This is a genomic window from Pedobacter steynii, assembly GCF_900103665.1.
GTDB lineage: Bacteria > Bacteroidota > Bacteroidia > Sphingobacteriales > Sphingobacteriaceae > Pedobacter > Pedobacter steynii.
In genome coordinates this window covers 253,851-278,223 of the sequence record NZ_FNGY01000007.1, presented here as the reverse complement: position 1 = coordinate 278,223, position 24,373 = coordinate 253,851, and the positions used below count along the sequence as shown (strand labels likewise).

The window sequence follows — 24,373 nt, the reverse complement described above, 5'->3', positions numbered from 1 at the left end:
ATTATGAAAATTACATCCGTTTTATCGGAGCACTTGATCCGGAAGAAGCGAATAATTACTGGGCAGGATACCTGTCGACCTTGACGGAAAGTAGTCTCTTGCCTTTCATTTCTTCAACCGCCGGACATGCCGGTGGAATCGGGCAATTCCGTACCAAAGACCTTCGGATCGCTTCGGATGCCAGGGCGGGCATTGCTGCCTATACACAGAGAAACCGGATCACGCTGAACACGCTGATCCAGGGAATCTGGGCGTATTTATTGTACCGCTATACCGGCCGTACAGATGTGGTGTATGGGGTTACGGTTTCCGGCAGACCGGAAACCATGAAGGGAATAGAACGTGCGGTAGGGATGTACATCAATACCTTGCCTTTACATACCCTGATTAATCAGGAAGAGGAAATGGGAGATTGGTTAAGGACGATACAGGAAGAACAATTGCGGAGCAGGGAATATCAATGTACCGCATTGAGTGATATCCAGCGCCAAAGTCCGGTTTCGGGCGTGTTGTTCGACAGTATCCTGGTATTTGAGAATTACCCGGTAGATGAAGCCGTCCTGGCGCGTCCATGGAAATTACAGCTTTCATCGGTAAAGGTGAAAGAACAAACGAATTTCCCGCTGAGCATTACCGTTGAAGCGGGACATGAAATTAACATCCGTTTTGAATACAACAGCAGTCTGCTGAGCGATGAAGAAATCAGCAGAATTTCAGGACACGTGCAAAATATCCTGTTGCAGGTTACCGCAACTGAAAACATCAAACTCAATGCGATTGAGATACTGAGTGCTGAGGAAAAAACACAATTGCTTTCAGGTTTAAATGAAGGTAATTTTAGTTATCCTTCCAAACAAACCCTCACTGGTCTTTTTGACGCTCAGGTGGCGGCTTCTGGCAAAGCAGTGGCTTTGATTTTTAAAGAACATCAGCTGACTTATGAAGCGCTTGACCTGCAGGCCGGCCAGCTTGCCCGCCAGCTCATCAGCCTTGGCGCGGGAAGGGATGTGCTGATTCCGATATTTATCGAAAGGTCTCCGGAAATGCTGATCTCAATATTGGCAGTATTAAAAGCAGGTGCAGCCTATGTGCCTTTACATACCGCTTATCCTGCAGAACGTATCGACTATATCCTGAAGGACATCAATGCTTCGATGATTCTGACGAGCCGCGAAAGTTCTGCATTGCTGGAAAATCAGACATTGCCATTGATTTTTGTGGATGAACCTTCGGTTTTAGCAGACGAACCTTCAGCTGTTGCTACACCTTCCGGTTCTTCCAGATCTTCTGGTACTTCAACAATCCCCTTGCCAAATCCGCTTCCTTCGGATCTTGCTTATGTGATTTATACTTCCGGTTCAACAGGCCAGCCTAAAGGGGTACTGGTAGAACATGGCAGTGTAGTGCACCTGATTACTTATCAGGCTGAAAAATTTGGCATAGACCAGAGGGAAAGAATTCTGCAATTCTCGAACTATAATTTCGATGCTTCGGTGGAACAGATCTTTCTGGCCTTATCCACAGGAGCAGCATTGGTACTGCCGGATGAAGATACGCGTCTCGACCCGGAAGCATTGACCGCCTTATTGAATAAAGAAGGAGTTACCCACCTGCACGCTACACCAGGATTCCTGGAAACCCTGGAAGCAGGAAGTTATGAAGGATTGAAAAGGGTCATTTCCGGTGGAGAGTATTGCCGCAGTACCCTGGCAGAACAATGGAAACCTTATGTGACCTTTTATAATGAATACGGGCCTACCGAAACAACGGTAACTGCCCTCGAATACCAATATCCGCAAAGTTCCGCTTCTTTATCAGAAGGCGTGCCGATAGGAACAGGACTGGGCAACAGCAGGGCTTACCTGCTGGACGAACAATTGCGCCCGGTGCCGGCCGGAGTAACGGCAGAGTTGTACATCGCCGGGGTTCAGGTGGCCCGCGGCTACCTGAACCGTCCTGATCAGACTGCTGCAAGTTTCCTTGCAGATCCTTTTGTAAATGGAGAACGCATGTACAAAACCGGGGATATGTGCCGCCTGTTACCAGACGGAAACCTGAGCTATGTAGGCCGTAATGACGATCAGGTGAAAATCAGAGGCTATAGGATCGAACTGGGGGAAATTCAAAACACCCTGGAACAACACCCTCAGGTTAAACAGGCACTCGTGCTGGCAACAGCCGATGAACGGGGCAATAAACGCCTGGTGGCTTACGTGGTTCCGGAAGGAACAACGGCCGACCGTGAATTACTGATGAACTTCCTGAAAACCAGGTTGCCGGAGTATATGGTGCCTGCATTATGGGTGCTTCTGGAGCAATTCCCGTTAAACAGTAACGGAAAGGTGGATAAAAAAGCACTTCCTGATCCTGATTCGGAAAAGCTAAGTGATCAGGAGTATACTGGTCCGCGCAATGAAACAGAACAGACATTGGCGCTCATCTGGGAAGACCTGCTGGGCATCGCCAAAGTAGGTATTCACGACAATTTCTTTGAACTTGGAGGTGATTCTATCATCAGTATTCAGGTGATCAGCAGGGCCAGACGCTCAGGCTACGGACTCAGTCCGCGGGATTTGTTCAGCTGTCAGACCATTGCAGCACTTGCGGCATTGCTGGAAGTACAGGAGCAGGGTTCAATAAAGGCAGAGCAAGGACAGCTTAGCACAGAGAGCGGTTTATTACCGATACAACAATGGTTTCTGGATTCCGAAATCGCAGACCATTCCCATTATAACCAACACCTGGTATTTACTGTCGACAAGCACGTTAGCCCGGCAGAACTGGAGTTGGCGCTACATAAATTATTGAGCCATCACGATGCTTTAGGTTTTGCTTACCATCAGGAAGAAGGAACCTGGCACCAGCGTTACACCGGGGCCAGCCTGGAACTGGAAGTCATTGAACCCAATCAGGAAGCTGATTTTTCGGCTGCGCTTACTGCCAAATTAGAAGTTTTACAAGAGGGTATGGACCTGGTGCGGGGAAAATTGGTACAGGCGGCTTTATTACTTAGTCCTGATCAGGAAGAGGCGAACCGTTTGTTGCTCGTGATTCATCACCTTGTGGTGGATGGAATCTCCTGGCGCATCCTTAGTCAGGATCTGGAACAACTGCTGCAACAACAAAGTCAGTCGGTTGAAGAAGTCTTAGGTCCCAAAACAAGTTCTTTCCGTCAATGGTATGGCGGATTGAATGAGTATGCAAAGAGCAGCCGTTTACGCAATCAGGAAGCTTACTGGAAAAAGAACAGCCGGGCTATTGAGCCAATGGTGACGGACCATTATTTCGAAGGTCCGGTCACTATGGATGATGTCAGGACCCATATCGGGAAACTGAACACTGAAGCCACGGCGCAATTGCTGAAAGAAGTTCCCAAAGCTTACCATACAGAAATCAACGATATCTTATTGTGTGCACTGGCGCAAACACTTTCCGCTCACAACAACAGCAACACCGTGTTGCTGGGAATGGAAGGGCATGGGCGTGAAGATCTCCATGCGGAGCTGGATACCAGCCGGACGATAGGTTGGTTCACGACCATGTTCCCTGTTTTACTTCAGCTGGAAACAGAAACAGAAACGGGGACAGATCCCGGATCACAATTGAAAAACATTAAAGAACAATTGCGTCAGGTTCCGGATAAAGGAATCGGATATGGTGTCTTGAAATACATGAGCAGGGCCGAATCCCTGCAAGGTAAGGATACCTGGGAAGTCCTGTTCAATTACCTGGGGCAGTCGGGCAATGCGGGTACGGCAGGACTTTACACGACTCCGCATTGGGAACAGTTCGGTTCATCCGCAGGAAAAGATGTTCAGGTACAGGGAAAACTTGCCCTGAACAGTATGGTCATCGAAGGAGAATTGCGGATGTACTGGAGCTATAGTCCGCTTCATTTTGAGGAAGCAAGTATTGCTAAACTGGCGGCTAACTACCTGTCGAACCTTGAAAACCTGATCCGGCATTGTCTGGAGAGGGAAGTACCTGCTTTCAGTCCATCTGATTATGGCCTGGGTGGATTAATCAGCTATACTGAGCTGGATCAGTTCCTGGATGCCAATCATCAGGGAAGTGTAAGAAGAGGGCAAGTGGAAAGTATTTCCAGGTTGAGTGGTTTGCAGGAAGGCATGCTGTTCCATAGTTTATACGATCAGCATAGTTTAAATGACCAGCAATCGGCTGCTTATGCACAACAGCCCGGTGCCTACGTACAGCAATTTTCTGCCGAACTGAAAGACGCCGATATCGACCTTTTCATCGCCGCCTGGCAACACCTGTTAAAACAACACAGCATCCTGCGCAGTGCATTTTATTATGATGTGTTCCAGGTGCAGTGTGTATATGCAACAGCAGAGATTCCGGTAACCTTTCTGGATTATTCCGGGCTTACCGCTGAGGAACAGGAACTGGCCGTTAAGCATTACAAAGGCGAAGACCTGAACAAGGGTTTTGACTTTAGCACAGCCCCTTTAATGCGCATCGCATTGATGCAATTGGAGGAAAACCGTTATGTGTTCTGCCTTACCCATCACCATATTTTACTCGATGGTTGGTCTATGCCGGTATTGATGGAAGAATTGCTGAACAATTATGAGCAGTTGTCCAATGGAAAACCATTGCAAGTCCTTAAAGAAGACCGTTATGAGGATTATATCCGTTATATAGAACGACAGGATAAGGATGCCGCAGAGCACTATTGGCAACAATACCTGGATGGGTTACAAGAATCCACCTTATTGCCATTTATCAGCAATCAGTCGGAACGGACGAAAGGCCATGGTGAATATGGAGATGAAGTTATTCATTTTGATGCCGCATTTACTTCCCGTTTAACGCGTTATGCGCAGCAAAACAGGGTGACCCTGAATACGCTGATGCAGGGCGTCTGGTCTTACCTCCTTTACCGGTATACCGGTCGGACAGCAGTCTCATTCGGCGTTGTGGTATCCGGCAGACCTGAAAATCTTCCCGGTGTAGAATCCGCAATCGGGATGTACATCAATACTTTGCCTTTCCATGGGAAGATCAGCTTATCTGAAAATATTAGCAATAGCCTTCAGCAGATCCAGACGGAACAACTGGAAAGCAGGGCTTATCAATACAACAGCCTCAGCGAAATACAACGCTTGTCGGGCATTACCGGCGATCTGTTTGATACGCTGATGGTGTTTGAAAACTATCCGCTGAGCAAAGCGCTTGAAGCCCAGCCATGGCGCTTAAAGTTGAGTAATGTGGATGTTGGACAACAACATACCAATTATCCGCTCAGCATCATTATCATTGCTGGAAGCGAAATTACCATTGACTTCAATTACAATAACCTGTTGTCATCAGCAGATGTGAAATCTATTGCCGGTCATTTCTCAGCAGCGCTGGAGCAAATGATCGCTTCAGAAGTGCAGACATTTGCTGACCTGGATATTTTCAGTGCGGCTGCAAGGCAACAATTGTTACATGACTTTAATGCAAAAAGTATCTCGGCATTGCCGACGGCCGATGTCGTTGCACGTTTTGCAAAAGCAGCTGTTTTATCGCCTGCACATCCGGCAATTGTTTTTGGAAATGAACAGCTTAGTTATCAGGAACTGGACGAACAATCTTCCCGTCTGGCACATTACCTGCGCGATCACGGGGTAGGAGCTGGTGTGTTGGTTGCCGTATGTCTGGAAAGATCTGCCGCAGTGATTATTAGTCTGTTAGGGATTCTGAAAGCAGGAGGTGCTTATGTGCCTATTGATCCGGGTTATCCGGCAGACCGAATTCTGTATATGCTTTCAGATAGCGGAACGGATTTACTGATCAGTAACCATGCTTTGCTTTCCGGTCTTCAGGTTCCGGAAAATGTGAAAGTTCTGGATGCTGCTGATTTTGATGTGTTTACAAAAGGGTATCCGGTAACTGCTCCTAAAGCGCAGATCAGTTTATCTGACCTGGTTTATGTGATTTATACTTCCGGTTCTACCGGTTTGCCTAAAGGGGTAGAGATTACGCATACCGGTCTTTCCAATCTGCTGAGCTGGCATTTGGAGCGTTATGAACTGAATCAGCAAAGCGTAAGTACTGCTGCCGCAGGAATTGGTTTTGATGCTTTTGGCTGGGAAATCTGGCCAACACTCGTTGCCGGAGCAAGCCTGCACATCATTGATGATGAGCTGCGTTTGTCTCCTTCGGGGCTGGTTGATTATTACAGCCAGGCAGAAGTGACTCATAGCTTTTTATCTACCGTGCTGATTCCGGAATTTGTAGCGGAAAGCAGGGGACGTGATTTGAATTTAAAATACCTGCTTGCCGGTGGAGACCGTTTATCGGCGATTTCACTGGAAGGATTAGGGTATAAAATCATCAACAATTACGGGCCAACCGAAAACAGTGTGGTGACGACTAGTTATGAACTGCTTGCAGGAAACAGCGAACTGGCACCGCCAATCGGGATTCCGATAAGCCATACCCAGGTCTATATTCTGAATGCCGTCAACCAGTTAAGTCCGGTTGGTGTGCCCGGAGAGCTTTGTATCGGTGGTGCAGGATTGGCGAAGGGTTATTTAAACCGACCGGAGCTGACTGCCGAAAAGTTTGTCCCGAATCCTTTCTTTAAGGAAAGAAATGACAGAATGTACCGAAGCGGAGACCTTGCGCGCTGGTTACCTGATGGCAATATAGAATACCTTGGCCGTATCGATGATCAGGTGAAAATCCGTGGTTACCGCATCGAGCTGGGTGAAATTGAAAACGTATTACAGCAAAGCGATCTGGTCAAACAGGCCGTAGTAATGGCCCGTCCGGATCATCGTGGAAATAAACAACTGGTTGCCTACCTGATACCAGAAGGAGAATTTAAAAGAGAAGCACTCATAGACTTCCTGAAAGCACGTTTACCGGAATATATGGTTCCTGCGTTATGGGCATCATTGGACAAATTCCCGCTGACCAGCAATGGAAAGGTAGACCGGAAATTGCTGCCTGAGGTAGACAACAATGCCGCGCTAACCGACCATTATGAAGCGCCAAGAAATGCAACAGAACTTGCTCTGGCCAGCATCTGGGCAGATTTACTCCGCGTAGAAAAAGTCGGCATCCACGATAACTTCTTTGAACTCGGTGGAGATTCCATCATTACCATACAGGTAGTCAGCAGAGCGAAACGTGCGGGGTATGAATTCCAGCCAAGAGATCTGTTTATCCATCAGACCCTGGCCAGACTGGCTGCTCAGCTGGAAAAATCCAGCTTTAAATCTATCACCGGAGAACAGGGACTACTGAGCGGAGAAAGTGATTTATTACCAATACAACAATGGTTTTTTGGAGATGCCGCACAGGTCAGCTCACATTTTAACCAGCACCTTTTATTAAATATCGCTAAAAACACCGCTGCTCCGGCATTGGAAAAAGCGATTAAAGCATTGATACAATACCATGATGCGCTGAGGTTCAGCTATCAGCAAAGTCCGGATGGCTGGATTCAGTTGTACGGAACCTATGAAGGAGAACTGGAGCTTGCAGATCTTCAGTACGTTTCCCAGGATCAGCTTGCTGAAGCGATCAGGGAGGAAGGTAACCGCTTACAGGGAAGCCTGGACATTGAGCAGGGCATTTTGATTCGTGCCCTATTGATGAAGACACCGGAAACGGAGTCCTTTGACCGCTTGCTCATCGTGGTACATCACCTCGCCATTGATGGGGTTTCCTGGAGAATCCTACTGGACGATTTGGTACTCTTGATGGAAGGTCCTGCCGAAAACTTGCCCGAAGGTCCTTCAGAAAATCCGGTTTTAACTGCTGCTAAAAGTTATGCTTACCGCCAATGGGCGGGAGCACTGGAGACTTATAGTAAGCGCCCGGCGCTACTGAATCAGGAAAATTACTGGAAAACTACAACAACCCAATACCTGCCATTAAAAACGGAAAAAGAAGACCTCACAGCGATCAGCTCAGGCGATACTGCCAGTTATATATTAACGCTAAATGCGCTGCAAACTTCCAGCTTATTACAGGAAGCACCGAAAGCTTACCATACCGAGATCAATGACATTTTGCTGAGCGCTCTGGCCCTTACTTTAACAGAATGGAATGAAAGTACCCGGATCTCCATCGGGCTGGAAGGCCATGGCCGGGAAGACATTTCTGAGGCTGCGGATATCAGCCGGACAATAGGCTGGTTTACGGCCTTGTATCCTGTACTGTTAACCATCGGTACCGAAAAAGGAGCAGCTGATGTCCTTAAAAACACCAAAGAACAACTGCGCCTGATCCCTGAAAAGGGGATTGGTTACGGCGTGTTGAAATACATTAATCAATCTCCATCCCTGCAGGGCAAAAACCCATGGGATGTCGTATTTAACTATTTAGGACAAGTGGACAATGCCGCAGGCGGAGTCGGACACCTGTCTATTGCTACTGAAGACGCAGGTGCTTCCGTAGGTAGAGATTTTATTTTCCAGGACAAGCTGGCCATCAACAGCATGGTCCGCAACGGAGAACTGATCATAGACATTGGCTACAGCACCAAACATTTTACTGTCGAAGGTATTGAGCGCATCGGCGAAAGCTATCTTCAGCACCTGAATGCCCTGATTGACCATTGTGTTTCAGTAAGCAGTCCGCTTGCTACGCCTTCCGATTACGGATTGGGTAAAGTGATGACTTACCAGGAACTGGACCGTTTTCTTGAAGAAAATGTTCCCGCTAACGCCAATGTTCCCGGTAGCGGAAGTGCTCATGGTAAAAAACGAAGAACCCTGATCGATCGGTTGTACCCGTTAAGCGGGCTTCAGTCGGGGATGTTATTTCATGGACTCTATGATGCTGCTGCCGGAAATTATGTGGAGCAGTTCAATACCGTACTGACTTCCGTAAATGAAACGCTGCTGATGGAAAGCTGGAATTGGGTGATGCGCAGGCATACCATCCTGAGAAGTGCTTTCTATTATGATACTTTTAACATTCCGGTGCAATGCGTGTATAAAGAACTGACTTTACCGATGTCTGTTTTTGATTACCGCCATCTGAATGCTGCGGCACAGCAACAGGCTTTGCATGACTATGCGGCCTCAGACCGTCTGGAAGGCTTTGACTTTACACAGGCTCCTTTGATGCGCATCTGCTTATCGCGTCTGGATGAGCAACGTACCCATATGCTTTGGAGCTTCCACCACATCTTACTGGATGGCTGGTCTGTACCGGTCTTATTGCAGGAATTACTGGAAGCTTATGAAGAATTAATCAGCGGAAATGCTTTGCCTTTGCTAAAGGAAGACCGTTACGAAGATTACATCCGCTTCCTGCAGCAAGACGATCAGGGGAAAGCCGAAAACCATTGGCGAAATTACCTGGAGCCTGTTCAGGAAGGAAGCTTACTGTCATTTGTCGGCACCACCGCCGACCGTAGTAAGGGAATCGGAACTTACCGTCTGAAAGAGAGGGTTGTCGGCAAAGAAACAACTGCCCTGCTATCTGCCTATGCACAACGCAATCACATTACGTTGAACACCTTAATGCAAGGTGTCTGGGCCTGTCTTTTGTCTCACTATACCGGTCGCCCGGACGTCGTTTACGGCGTCACCGTATCGGGTCGCCCGGAAGCTTTAACAGGAATTGAACAGGCGGTAGGAATGTACATCAATACCTTACCACTGTTTGTGAAAGTGGCTGACAACCCGCTTTCGGAATGGTTTCAGTCGATCCAAACGGAACAATTACAGAACCGCGAATACCAATATACCCCATTAAATGAGCTGCAGCGCTTGGCAGCAGTAGAGGGAGAACTGTTTGATACCTTACTGGTATTTGAAAACTATCCGGTAACGGAAGTGTTGGAAGGCCGGAAATGGCAACTGAAGATGGAAGATGCTTCGATCACTTCACAAACCAATTATCCTTTATGGCTGGTGATCATGGCCGGAGCAGAGATCCACATTCGTTTTGAATACAACAAGGAATTACTGGACGAACGTCAGGTAAACATGATTTCAAAACATTTTGAACAGGTCTTGCTACAGCTCGCTTCAGGAGCAGTGATTAGTCCGCGTTCATTGAGCCTGCTCGGCGCAACTGAGCTTCAGGAAATAACAAGCTTTAGTCAGAAAGCAGTTACCTATCGCGAAGAACTCACTTTTGTAGATTTATTTACGGAACAGGTAATCCGTACTCCGGAAGCTACCGCGCTGATGTACGAACAGGAATCCCTGACCTATCAGGAACTGGACGAGCGAAGCAACCAGTTGGCGCATTACCTGATTGATAAAGGCGTTCAGAAAGGCGCATTAGTGCCATTGTGCATCGAACGTTCGCTGAACATGATCGTCGGTCTGATGGGAATTTTAAAGGCTGGAGCAGCCTATGTACCGATCGATCCGGATTTCCCGGCCGATAGGATCAGCCATATGCTGAAAGATACAGGAGCTACCATCGCCCTGAGCAGTGCCGCCTGTAAACCATTATTGTCGCTTTCCGATGATCAGGTGCTAAGCCTGGATTCGGAAGCCGGTTTGTGGAACAGCTATCCGGTTCATGCTCCGGCAGTAAAGGTAACTAAGACCGATCTGGTTTATGTGATTTATACTTCGGGAAGTACCGGAAAATCGAAAGGGGTATTGCTGAGCCACCATAACCTGTCGGATTATATGGCGGGTTTACAGGATGCGCTTCCGGTTCTGGAATGCCGCTCTTTCGGTCTGATGTCGAGCATTGCCACCGACCTTGGAAATACGGTTTTATTTACCGCATTGCGAAATGGTGGGGCTTTGCATGTCTTCTCTAAAGCAGCCGTCAATGACCCTGATGAATTGAAAAGTTATCTTTCTCAACATCCGGTAGATTGCATTAAAATTGTGCCTTCACATTGGAAAGCACTCTCTACACCTGATTTTCTGCTCCTGCCGGAAAAACTCCTCATTTTTGGAGGAGAAGCACTTTCCAGAGAACTGGTTCAGCAGATCAGGCAGTCAGGAAGCAACTGTATGGTGGTCAACCATTACGGACCTACCGAAACCACGATCGGTAAACTGCTTCATGTGGTGAAAAATATTTATACAGATCAGGAAAATATCCCAATCGGGAAGCCATTTTCAAATACCAAAGTCTACGTGGTTAATGCCAACGGACATTTATGTCCGGTAGGGGTGCCTGGAGAATTGCTGATCGGTGGATATGGCGTTGCAAAGGGTTACCTGAATAACGAAAGCCTGTCTGCGGAAAAATTCATTACAGATCCTTTTGCTCCGGAGAGCGGCATGCGTTTCTACCGCACGGGCGATACCGTGAAATACCTGCCGAATGGAAACATCATGTTCATCGGCAGGAACGATGATCAGGTGAAGATCAGGGGATACCGGATTGAGCTTGGTGAAATTGAAACGGCATTAAGGGCTTGTGAACTGGTCGATCAGGCAGTCGTCCTGGCGAGAGCTGATGAAGCTGGAAACAAACGTTTGGTAGGTTATATCGTACCGGAAGGGACTTTTGATAAAGAAGCGATCCTGACTTACCTGAAAACCAGGTTACCGGATTATATGGTTCCCATGCTTTTTGTGGCTTTGGAAAAACTTCCGCTGACGGCAAATGGAAAGGTAAACCGAAGGGCATTGCCGGAACCGGATATCAATGCTTTGCTAGTCAGCGATTATGTTGCACCACGCAATGAAACAGAACAGGCCCTTGTAACCATTTGGCAGGAAGTCCTGCGACTGGACAAAATCGGGGTTCACGACAACTTCTTTGAGCTGGGCGGAGATTCCATCATCACGATTCAGGTCGTGAGCCGTGCCAGACGCAAAGGATATGAACTGAACCCGAAAGATATATTTACCGCTCAGACGGTTGCACGTCTGGCGGCACAGCTGGCAGTTCAGCAAAGTGCAACAGTAGATTCAGAACAAGGATTGTTATCGGGAAGCAGCGGATTATTGCCGGTTCAGCAACGCTTCCTGCAGGCAGAAAATCCTGCCAGGTCTTATTATAACCAGCAACTGAGCTTCTCTTTGGTTAAAGATACGGACCTGAAAGTACTTTTTGCAGCAGTAACAGAGCTGATCAGTTATCACGATGCGATCCGCTTTGCGTATCAGGAAAAAGACGGTTTCTGGACCCAGACTTATACGGAGCAATTGCCGGAGCTGCAAGTCATCGACCTGCAATTCCTGGATCAGGAGAACTTCCATAAAGAGGTCGCCATCCGTACGCTGGAAAATCAGGAAAGACTGGATATTGAAAAAGGGGTGTTATGCAGGATCTTGTTATTCCTGTCGCCATCCATTGTGGAAACACATCAACTGTGTTTCATCATTCATCATTTGGCGGTAGATGGCGTTTCCTGGCGCATCCTTTCTGAAGATCTGGAACTCCTGCTGCAACATGCCGGACAACCGGCATCGGTAGTATTGGGTGCCAAAACCAGTGCCTACAGACAATGGTATCATGCTTTAAATAGCTATGGTCAGGGGAAGAAATTCCTTGCGCAGCAAAGCTATTGGGAAGAGATCAGCAAGGCATTTGTGCCTTTGAGAACGGATAAACAACCGGAAGGGCAGCTCCGTCTGGGAGAGATAAACAGCTATAAAGTTGAACTCGACCCGGTGTATACCGACCGGCTTTTAAGGGAAGCTTCAAAAGCCTACCGCACGGAAATCAACGACATTTTGTTAACAGCTTTGCTGCTGACTTTAGCGGAATGGAATGAAACGGCAACGGTATCTATCGGATTAGAAGGGCATGGCCGTGAAGACATTGCCTCAAATATAGATCTGAGCCGTACTGTGGGTTGGTTTACGACGATCTATCCGGTACTTCTGGAAGCAAAAAATGGACCTGGGGATTCGCTGAAACAGGTGAAAGAAACATTACGGCAAATTCCGGATAAAGGTCTGGGATATGGCGTATGGAAATACATGGGCAGCAATCCGGCAAAAGCCGACAAAGATCCATGGGATGTTTTGTTTAACTACCTTGGACAGTCGGGCTCGGGTTCCAGTCATGGCAATTTTAGTCGTCCGGAATGGGATTCCTTTGCTGCCGCATCGGCGGATCAAACACCGGTTAGTCAGCCTTTATCGGTTGCCGGAATGATTTTCGGCGATAGCCTGCAGCTCTACTGGAGCTACAGTAACAAACATTTCAATGAAGAAAGTGTGGCAGGAATGGCTGATGCCTATCTAAAACATTTAAAAGCCATCCTGGACCATTGTGTTGCACAAAAAGTAACGATCGCTACACCTGCTGATTTTGGCCTGAACGGAGTGGTTAGTATTGAAGAGCTGGACCGTTTTATGGAGGAAGAGGTGGAGGGGAAAACAGAAGGAACTGAGGGGAAAGCGCGCAGAACTGAAATAGAAAGTGTGTACCGTTTAAGTGGTTTACAGGAAGGAATGTTGTTCCATGGATTGTTTGACCATACCGCACATGCTTATGTGGAACAGTTTTCCGGAGAATTGTCGGGACTGAATGTGGATGCCTTTATCGGCAGCTGGAACCATTTGCTAAAACAACACAGCATCCTGAGGACTGCTTTCTATACCGATGCCTTTGCCATTCCGGTACAGGCTGTCTATAAAAATGTAACGGTTCCGCTGACTTTATTGGATTACCGCGATAAAGATGCAGTTGCACAGCAACAGGCGATCCTGGATTATGAAGCGGCAGATTTACTCAAAGGTTTTGACTTTAGTACTGCCCCCTTAATGCGCATCTGCCTGATCCGCTTGAATGATCAGCAGCAGCACCTGTGCTGGACCTATCACCACATCATTCTCGACGGATGGTCTATGCCGGTATTGATGGAAGGCTTACTGGCAAATTATGAGTTATTGCTTGCCGGGAAACCATTGCCATCGCCTGCAGAAGACCGCTATGAGGATTATATCCGCTATACCGAACAGTCTGATCAGGAGAAAGAGGAAGCTTACTGGAGAAATTACCTGTCGAAAGTTTCTGAAGGCAGCTTATTGCCATTCATCAGTTCTACGGCCGATCGGAATAAAGGAATCGGAGATTACCGGACGCATGTGTTGCAGTTGGATGCAGGCATCCTGAACCGTTTGTCGCGCTATAGCCAACGTCAGCGCATCACGATGAATACCCTGATGCAAGGCGTATGGGCTTATCTGATGCATCGGTATACCGGACAGCAGGAAGTGACTTTCGGAATTACCGTATCGGGCAGGCCCGACCGCTTACCTGGGGTGGAACGTGCCGTCGGCATGTACATCAATACTTTGCCTTTCCACATTACTGTTGAGGGGCAACAAACGGTAGCAGACTGGTTGCAGTGCATTCAGAAAGAACAATTGGAAAGCCGGGAATTCCAACACCTTTCCTTAAATAAAATACAGCGTTGGGCAGGAATTTCGGGCGATTTATTTGACAGCTTGCTCGTCTATGAAAATTATCCTTCTGCTCCTGAAACAGGTCAGGCACTTAGCCTGAACGTCGAAAATTTCAGAAAAGAACAACATACCAATTACCCGCTTACCGTAGCGGTGATGGTGGCCGCAGAAATTACGGTTTACTTCAGCTATAATAGTTCCCTGTTGGCAACTGCCGATATGGAAGCGATAGCCGGACATTTTAATGAGGCATTACAAGCCATGGTGGCCTCAGATCATGTATTATTAAATGAAATAGAAATACTTTCTGCTGCGCAGCGGCAGGAATTGTTGCAGGATTTCAATGCAAAAAGCATTTCGGCATTGCCGACAGCTGATGTGGTTGCACGTTTTGCAAAAGCAGCTGCTTTATCGCCTGCACATCCCGCAATTGTTTGCGGAAATGAACAGCTTAGTTATCAGGAACTGGACGAACAATCTTCCCGTCTGGCACATTACCTCCGCGATCATGGAGTAGGCACTGGTGTGTTGGTTGCTGTATGTCTGGAAAGATCTGCCGCAGTTATTATTAGTATGCTGGGGATCCTGAAAGCAGGGGGGACTTATGTTCCGATCGATCCGGGTTATCCGGCAGAGCGTATCGGATATATGCTTTCCGATAGTGGGTCTGATGTACTGATCAGCAATGAAGAACTGTTTGCCCACCTTGAAATTCCTGAAGGTATTGAAGTTCTGGATTCGGCTGATTTTGGGTCGTTAACGGAAGAATATTCGGTCACTGCACCGGAACAACTGATCAGTTTATCTGATTTGGTTTATGTGATTTATACCTCCGGTTCTACCGGTTTACCTAAAGGGGTAGAGATTACCCATGCTGGTCTTTCTAATTTACTGAGCTGGCATTTGGAACGTTATGAACTGAATCAGCAAAGTGTAAGTACTGCTGCCGCAGGAATTGGTTTTGATGCCTTTGGATGGGAAATCTGGCCAACATTGGTTGCCGGAGCAAGCCTGCATATCATTGATGATGAACTGCGGTTATCACCTTCGGGGCTGGTTGATTATTATAGCCAGTCAGGAGTAACCCATAGCTTTTTATCTACGGTGTTGATTCCGGAATTTGTAACGGAAAGCAGGGGACGTGATTTGGCTTTAAAATACCTGCTTGCTGGTGGAGACCGTTTATCGGCGATTTCGCTGGAAGGATTAGGGTATAAAGTTGTGAATAATTACGGGCCAACGGAAAACAGCGTGGTGACGACAAGTTATGAACTGCTTGCCGGAAACAGCGAACTGGCGCCGCCAATCGGGATTCCGGTAAGTCATACCCAGGTCTATATCCTGAATGCCGCCAACCAGTTGAGTCCTGTTGGTGTTCCCGGAGAGCTTTGTATCAGTGGTGCAGGGTTGGCAAGGGGTTATTTAAACCGCCCGGAGCTGACTGCCGAAAAGTTTGTCCCAAATCCTTTTTTTAAGGAAATAGTTTCTGGTTATAAAAATGCTTTCAACCATGGATCTGTGACAGATCAGAACCTTTCTTTTGATCAGGAAGAATACCGCAGAATATACCGAAGTGGAGACCTTGCACGCTGGTTACCAGATGGCAACATAGAATACCTTGGCCGTATCGATGACCAGGTGAAAATCCGTGGTTACCGCATCGAGCTGGGTGAAATTGAAAACGTATTACAGCAAAGTGATCTGGTAAAACAGGCCGTAGTAATGGCCCGTCCGGATCATCGCGGACATAAACAACTGGTCGCTTATCTAATACCCGAAGGGGACTTTAACCGGGAAGCCCTCATAGACTTCCTGAAAGCACGTTTACCGGAATATATGGTTCCTGCGTTATGGGCATCACTGGACAAATTCCCGCTGACCAGCAATGGTAAAGTAGACCGGAAATTGCTGCCGGAGGTAGATGCCAATAACGGTTTAACCGGACAGTATGAAGCGCCACGAAGCGCAACAGAACTGGCCCTGGCTGGCATCTGGACAGAGCTGCTCCAGGTAGAAAAGGTCGGTATCCACGATAACTTCTTCGACCTTGGCGGAGATTCCCTGCTCGCCATGCGCCTGATCTCGGCATCGCGGAAAATATTACAGACAGAAATCGCAGTGAAGAGCCTGTTTACCTATCCTGATATTGCCGGCTTAGCCGCTTATCTGGAGCAACAGACTCCTCAGCTACTTAGAGAAAGTATTGAAAAACAAGTCAGGCCGGAGCACATTCCGCTGTCCTTTAACCAGGAAAGACTCTGGTTTATTGACCAGTTGGAAGGCAGTATCCAGTATCACATTCCTGCAGCATTAAGGCTAAAAGGTTATCTGAACCGCTTTGCACTGGAACAGGCAATCCGCCAGATTGTGAACCGTCATGAAGTCCTGCGGACCGTGATCCTGGAAGAAGATGGTAAAGCGCGTCAGGAGGTTCTGGGAGAAGATTTATGGCAAATGGAATCTATTGAACTTTCTGCAAAAGAGCAGGAAGATGCGAGCCTGTTGCCTGCGGTTCTTTCCGAATTTACGATGAAGCCTTTTGACCTGGCAACAGATCACATGCTTCGTGCCCGCCTGATCTTATTGGGCGAATGGGATGCGGTACTGATCCTGACGATGCACCATATTGCTTCCGATGGCTGGTCTGTGTCTATTCTTGTGAATGAACTTGCTGCGTATTACGAAGCTTTTTCAAGTGGTAAATCAAACGAATTGCCTGCACCGCAAATTCAGTATGCAGATTTTGCCATCTGGCAACGGAAGCACCTGACACCGGAATTACTCAGCAAGCAGTTGAATTACTGGAAAGAACAACTTAAGGGTACAGAAGCCCTGCAGCTGCCAACAGATTTCCAGCGTCCTTCATTGCAAAGTAAAAACGCTGCGATACACACTTTTGCACTCTCTGCGGAGTTGCTGGGGCAGTTACATTTGATCTCACGTCAGCAGGAGGCAACCTTGTTCATGACTTTGCTAACAGCATTTAAAGTCCTGCTTGCCCGTTACAGCGGACAAACAGATATCTGTGTGGGCAGTTCCATTGCAGGAAGGGGACAAGAGGAAACAGAAGGACTGATCGGCTTTTTTGTGAATACCCTTGCTTTACGCAGTGAGTATGAACCAACGAATTCCTTTATTGACTTCCTGCAGCAGCTGAAAGAAACCACGCTGAACGCTTATGAAAATCAGGAATTGCCATTTGAAAAAGTGGTGGAAGCGGTGGTAAAAGAGAGAGACCTCAGCCGTACGCCTTTATTCCAGGTGATGTTTGAATTGCACAATACGCCGGAAGTACCGGAACTGAGTCTGGGAGAGCTGGAGCTGACTACAGAAACAGTCGACATCGCAACGGCACAGTTCGACATGACGGTCAATATGCTGGAAAGCAATGGCATTTTGAACGGTTATATCACTTATTGTACAGACTTATACACGGCAGCAACAATAGAGAAATTTAGCAGACATTTTGAAACCTTACTAAAAGCTGCGGTTCAAAATCCTGCTGTTCCAACCGGAGCACTGGAAATGTTGGATGGCAAAGAAATGGAGCAGTTACTTGGCCAGTTCAATGCCACAGAAACAGTTTATCCGCATACCGAAACTGCCATCAGCCTTTTTGAAAGACAGGCCTTCCTAAGTCCTTATGTAAATGCCATTGTGTTTGAAGATCAGGTGTATACCTATAAAGCACTGGACGAACGTGCCGGTCAGCTTGCACGTTACCTGAGCGATAAAGGGATCGGAAAGGACAGCCTCGTTCCGGTTTGTCTGGAACGTTCAGAGCAAATGGCGGTAGCCATTTTGGGCATCATGAAAGCAGGAGGGGCCTATGTGCCGATCGATCCTGCTTATCCTGCAGAACGGATCAGCTTTATGCTGGAAGATACTCAGGCCACAGTTGTCGTGACCAGTGCTGAACTGAAAGCTTCAACCGAAGCCTTTGCTACACTGGATGCGGTCTTGATCGATGCCGACTGGGAGCAAATCCGGACCTGGGAGAATTCTGTTCCTGTACAGCCTGCTGCGCCTGGCGATCTGGCTTATGTGATTTATACTTCCGGCTCTACCGGAAAACCTAAAGGGGTAATGATTGAGCATGCAGGGATGTTGAACCACCTGTATGCGAAGGTCAATGACCTGGAACTCAATGAAAGTACTGTGGTTGCCTTTACCGCATCTTATACTTTTGACATTTCAGTATGGCAGTTGTTTTCTGCCTTAATGGTTGGCGGTACTACCGTGATTTATTCTTCCGCACAACTGCTGGAACCGGCAAAACTAATTCAGCAGGTGGAGAACGACAGGATTACGATTCTGGAACTCGTTCCTTCTTATCTGACTGCAGTGTTGCAGGAAAACATCCCGGCTACCCTACATGAGTTGCGCTATTTACTTGTAACGGGTGAAGCGGTAAGCCAGCCTTTACTGGTACAATGGTTTGCCCATAAAGACTATGGCCGGATTCCGGTGGTGAACGCTTACGGACCTACAGAAGCATCTGATGATATTTGTCACCACATCATGTGGGAAGCGCCGGAAAGGATCAATGTGCCGATCGGTAAGCCCGTACAGAACATGCGGATCTATGTGATTTCCAACTCCGGACAATTGTGTCCGGCAGGAGTTCCCGGAGAGATTTGTGTGAGCGGGATTGGCGTGGCGAGGGGTTACCTGAACCGCCCGGATCTGACAGCTTCCCGATTTGTATCCTGCCCGTTTGAAGCTCCGGAAAACCGGATGTACCGGACTGGTGATCTTGGCCGCTGGCTTTCTGATGGTACGATTGAATACCTTGGCCGTATCGATGACCAGGTGAAAATCCGTGGTTTCCGGATTGAACTTGGAGAGATTGAGACGGTGATTCAGCAGGCAGCAGGCATCATTCAGGCCGCAGTGGTAGTGAAAACCGATGAAAGCGGGAATAAACGCTTGGTGGCTTACGTAGTGAGCGAAGCTGAATTTAACAGAGAACAGACGGTGGCCTGGCTGAAAAGTCAGCTGCCGGAATATATGGTTCCAGGCTGGTTTGTGGCGATGGAGCAATTGCCTTTAACCGGCAACGGCAAGATCGACCGCAAGAACTTACCTGAGCCGGAACAGGCGGTTTTACAAAGTCATACCTATGTGGCACCGCGCAACGAACAGGAACAATTGCTTGCTGGAATCTGGCAAGAGCTGTTACACCTGCCAGAAGTAGGTATTTATGATAATTTCTTTGAACTGGGAGGCGATTCGATCATCACCATTCAGGTGGTGAGCCGTGCCCGCCGTGCAGGATTTAACCTTCATCCAAGAGATTTGTTCCAGCATCAGACGATTGCTGGTCTATCTCTCCGTTTGTCAACGGAAGCTTTGGGTGCCGCATCGGGAGAACAAGGAAAACTGGAAGGATCAAGTGGTTTGCTGCCGATTCAACAGCATTATTTTGAATCTGCTTCTCCGGATTTGTCTCATTATAACCAGTCTGTTCTGCTTAAAGTGAAGAAGAGCGTAAGTCTGGAAAAATTGGCTGCAGCGGTTAATCAGCTTGGGGCAAGCCATGATGCTTTAGGTTTCCGCTATGTTTCCACTGAAAGCGGCTGGGAGCAACAGTATAGTGCGGATACCACTGCATTGGAAGTCACTGATTTTTCTGCACTTGCTATAGCAGAATTACATGAAGCTATTGAAGCACACAATGACCAGCAGCAGTCCAGCCTCGATCTGGAAAATGGTTTGGTGTTCAGGGCAGTATTGATCCTGACCCCTCATGCTGAAACCGACAACCGTTTATTGCTGGTGATTCATCACCTTGCGGTGGATGGAGTATCCTGGAGAATCCTGTTGGAGGATCTGGAATTGTTGTTAAACGGCTCATCACTTCCTGCTTATAAAACGGCTTCTTATCGTCAGTGGCATACCGCCTTGCAGGGTTATGGCAACCGGAAAAAAGTGCAAAATCAACTGGCTTACTGGACTTCGGCACAGGCAGGAACTGGTATGTCGACATCGGCAGGGGGACTTAAAACCACGTATAACTGGAGGGAAATACTGACCAAAAAAGACATCGCACAACATCAGGTTAGCCTGGATGCGGTCTTTACCCGTCAGTTGCTACAGGATGCGCCACGTGCTTACCATACCGTAATTAACGACCTCTTGTTGTCTGCACTGGCCTTAACTTTAGCCGGATGGAATGGAAATTCGCGGGTAGTGATTGGCCTGGAAGGCCATGGCCGTGAAGACATCGGCGGAGCGATCGATATCAGTCGAACAGTAGGCTGGTTTACCAGTTTATATCCTGTGGTCCTGGACGTTTCTACTAACGGACACATCAATTCCAATGGAAATACCTCTTCTAATGAAGATCCTGCTTCCAATGGAAATATCTCTTCTAATGGAGAGACCGTTTTCAATGGAATTACTGCTTCTTTACTGAAGAATTTAAAAGAACAATTGCGTCAGGTTCCTGATAAAGGGCTTGGATATGGTGTGTTAAAATACCTGGACAAAGCGCCTGCATTGCAGGGCAAAGATCCATGGGAAGTAGAATTCAATTACCTCGGACAACTGGATAACCTCGTAAGTGAAGCGGAAGATACTTTACTTTCCGGTGCGCCGGAATCCTCTGGGAAATCCATTGCTGATGGACATTCTGTGAGGGAACTGATCAGTGTGAACAGTCAGATTCAGGGCGGAGAATTGCAGATGAGCTGGAGCTATAGCAGTCGCCATTTCAATCCGGAAGCCATCGCCACCATGGCAGAAAATTACCTGGCTCATTTAAGAGATCTGATCAGCCATTGTGTTGCCGTAGCTGAACCTGTGTTTACCCCTTCAGATTACCATTTAGGGGAAGAGATCAGCAATGAAGAACTCGATCAGTTCCTCGATGCGGAATATCAGGGTGCATCCCGCCGTTCACAGCTGGAAAGCATGTCCCGTTTAAGTGGCCTGCAGGAAGGCATGCTCTTCCACAGTTTATACGATGATCAGGCGGGTGCTTATATTGAACAGTTTACCACGATATTAAACAACCTGAATACTGCAGTTTTTGCCGACAGCTGGGCCGTATTGCTTCAGCGCCACAGCATCCTGCGCAGCGGTTTCTATACCAACGAGTTTAAGATTCCGGTGCAATGTGTGTATACCCAGGTAGAGATTCCGTTGAGCATCCTGGATTGCAGCATGATGAATGAAGAGGAGCGCGACAATTATGTTCATGATTACGAGCAGGCAGATCGTCTGGATGCTTTTGACCTGAAGAATGCGCCACTCATGCGCATCCGTTTGATTCGTCTGGAGGAAAACCGGTACCGCCTGTTCTGGACTTATCACCATGTGTTACTCGATGGCTGGTCCCTGGCCGTATTGCTTGGAGAACTGTTGCAGGTTTATGAATCACTCCTTAGCGGGGAAGCTTTGGTACCTGTTGCAGAAGACCGTTATGAAGATTATATCCGTTACATGGAGCGACAGGACGAGGAAGCAGCAAGCGGATACTGGCAGAAATACATGAACGGCCTGGAAGAGGCGAGTTTACTGCCTTTCATCAGCATTACTGCAGACCGGACCAAGGGGATAGGTGAGTTTAAAGACAAAAACCTATACCTCGACCGGGAACTGACCAGCCGTTTGACCCAATACGTTCAACGCCAGCACATCACCCTGAACACCTTAATGCAAGGGGTTTGGGCCTACCTGTTGTCCCGTTATACCGGTCATCAGGAAGTGAGTTACGGCGTCATTGTTTCCGGCCGGCCGGACGATTTGAATGGTGTGGAGCAAAGGGTGGGGATGTACATCAATACCCTGCCACTGAGGGCTTCTACCGCCAATTCGCCTGTGATCCCGGCCTGGTTACAAGCCATACAGGCCGATCAGATCAATAGTCGCCAATACCAGTACAGCAGCCTGAATGAGATCCGGAGATGGTCTTCGGTAGCTGGTGAGCTGTTCGATAGTTTACTTGTTTTTGAAAATTATCCGGTCGACAAAGTCTTTTCTGCACAATCATGGAAGTTAGAGACGGAAGGATTGAGCATGAACGAGCAGGGCAATTATCCGCTGAGTCTGGTCATTGGCACAAGCGATGAAATCAACATTACGTTTAATTACAACAGCAGTTTGCTTGATACTACATATGTAGAAGCCATGGCAGGTCATTTCCATGCTGCATTACTGGAAATACTGCAACTTGAAAAAGGAACGCTGGACGACATCGAAATCTTGTCGGCAGCAGAACGCAGCTCCCTGTTAGCGGACGATAACAAATTTGATTATCCTGCAGATAAAACCATGACTGATCTTTTTGAAGAGCAGGCCTTGCTTTCGCCTTCGGCAACTGCATTGGTTTTCCAGGACAGCCGCCTTAGTTATGCGGAACTGGATGCACGCTCCAATCAACTGGCCCATCACCTGATCAGTCTTGGCGCAGGTCAGGAGGTGATGATTCCTTTGTTCATCGAACGTTCTGTGGAAATGATGGTCGGCATATTGGCCATCATGAAAGCCGGTGCTGCTTATGTTCCTATACTTCCGGATTCTCCGGCAGAACGGACGGCTTATATCCTGGCAGATCTGAAAGCAGGTATGATCCTGAGCAGTAGCATCAGTGCAGAGAATTTACCGGAAACAGGTTTGCCGGTCTTGTTACTCGACGATCCGGAAGGAGTCTGGAGCAATTGTTCAGCCCTAAGTCCGGCGATTGGCAAAAGCCCTTCAGATCTGGCTTATGTGATTTATACTTCTGGTTCTACAGGATTGCCGAAAGGGGTACTGGTAGAGCATGGGGGGGTAATCAACCTGCTGACCTATCTCGCGGAGAAATTCGGAACAGACGAGGATGACAACATCCTTCAGTTCTCGAACTATAATTTCGACGCTTCGGTAGAACAGATCTTCCTGGCATTATTCTATGGAGGAACGGTGGTACAGCTGGACGAAGAAACACGTCTGAATCCATCTGCACTAGAAGCGCTGCTGATTAATGAAAAGATTACCCATATCGATGCAACACCGGGATTCCTGGAAACCATGGCTGCCGGGAATTACGGCGGACTGAAACGAATTGTTTCCGGTGGAGAATACTGCCGCGTTTCACTGGCCGAAAAATGGAAACCTTACGTCAGGTTCTATAACGAATACGGGCCGACAGAAACGAGTATCGTGGCCATCAGGTACGAATATCCGAATGACGCAGTGCTTCAGGAAGGTGTACCGATCGGTCGTGCCGTGGGTAATACCAGGGCCTACCTGCTGGATGAATTGTTAAGACCGGTTCCTGCCGGGGTATCCGGTGAGCTTTACATCGCTGGCGTACAGGTGACCCGTGGTTACCTGAACCTTCCGGAACAGACTGCAGCAGCCTTCCTGAACGATCCTTTTGTAAGCGGGGAGCGGATGTATAAAACCGGAGATATTTGTCGCCTTTTGCCAGATGGAAACCTGAGCTATGTTGGCCGTAATGACGATCAGGTGAAGATCCGTGGCTTCCGTATCGAACTCGGAGAGATCATCAATGCTTTAGAGCAATGTCCTCTGGTGGCCCAGGGAACGGTGGTGTTAAAAACCGATGATGCCGGTCATAAACGTCTGGTAGGTTATGTCGTGGCTGAAGAAGCAGACTTTAACCAAGAGGAGTTAATCCAGTTCCTGAAGGAACGTTTGCCGGATTATATGGTGCCTGCGTGGTGGGTTCAGATTCCACATATGCCACTGACCGCCAATGGCAAGATCGATAAACGCAGTTTGCCAGAACCCGATGTGACTGTCCTGACGGCCAGCGCTTATGTTGCTGCGCGGAACTCAACGGAAGAACTCCTTACGGAGATCTGGAAGGAACTGCTGGGACTAGGCCAGATCGGTATTTACGACAACTTCTTCGAGCTCGGCGGACATTCCCTGCAGGTCATGCGGATGATCTCAGCGATCCGGAAAACATTTGGTACCGACGTCAGCGTAAGAACCTTATTTGAGCTCAGCACGATAGATACACTCGCAAAGTATATCCAGCTTCAGCAGGATGATCTTGCTGACGAAGACGCCACAATTATAGAACTGTAAACGAAGAACTTCAC

At 47.8% G+C, this 24,373-nt stretch carries 1 protein-coding gene (running past one end of the window); it reads left to right on the top strand.

What is annotated here, in order from left to right; genetic code table 11:
- Positions 1 to 24,359, top strand: the 3' portion of a protein-coding gene (locus tag BLQ87_RS20345) for a non-ribosomal peptide synthetase (RefSeq protein ID WP_074610438.1). Its footprint begins 9,622 nt before the window's first position; the window shows 24,359 of its 33,981 coding nt (coding positions 9,623–33,981); its start codon lies beyond the left edge, outside the window; it ends in the stop codon at positions 24,357 to 24,359.
- The last annotated feature ends 14 nt before the right edge of the window (positions 24,360 to 24,373 follow it).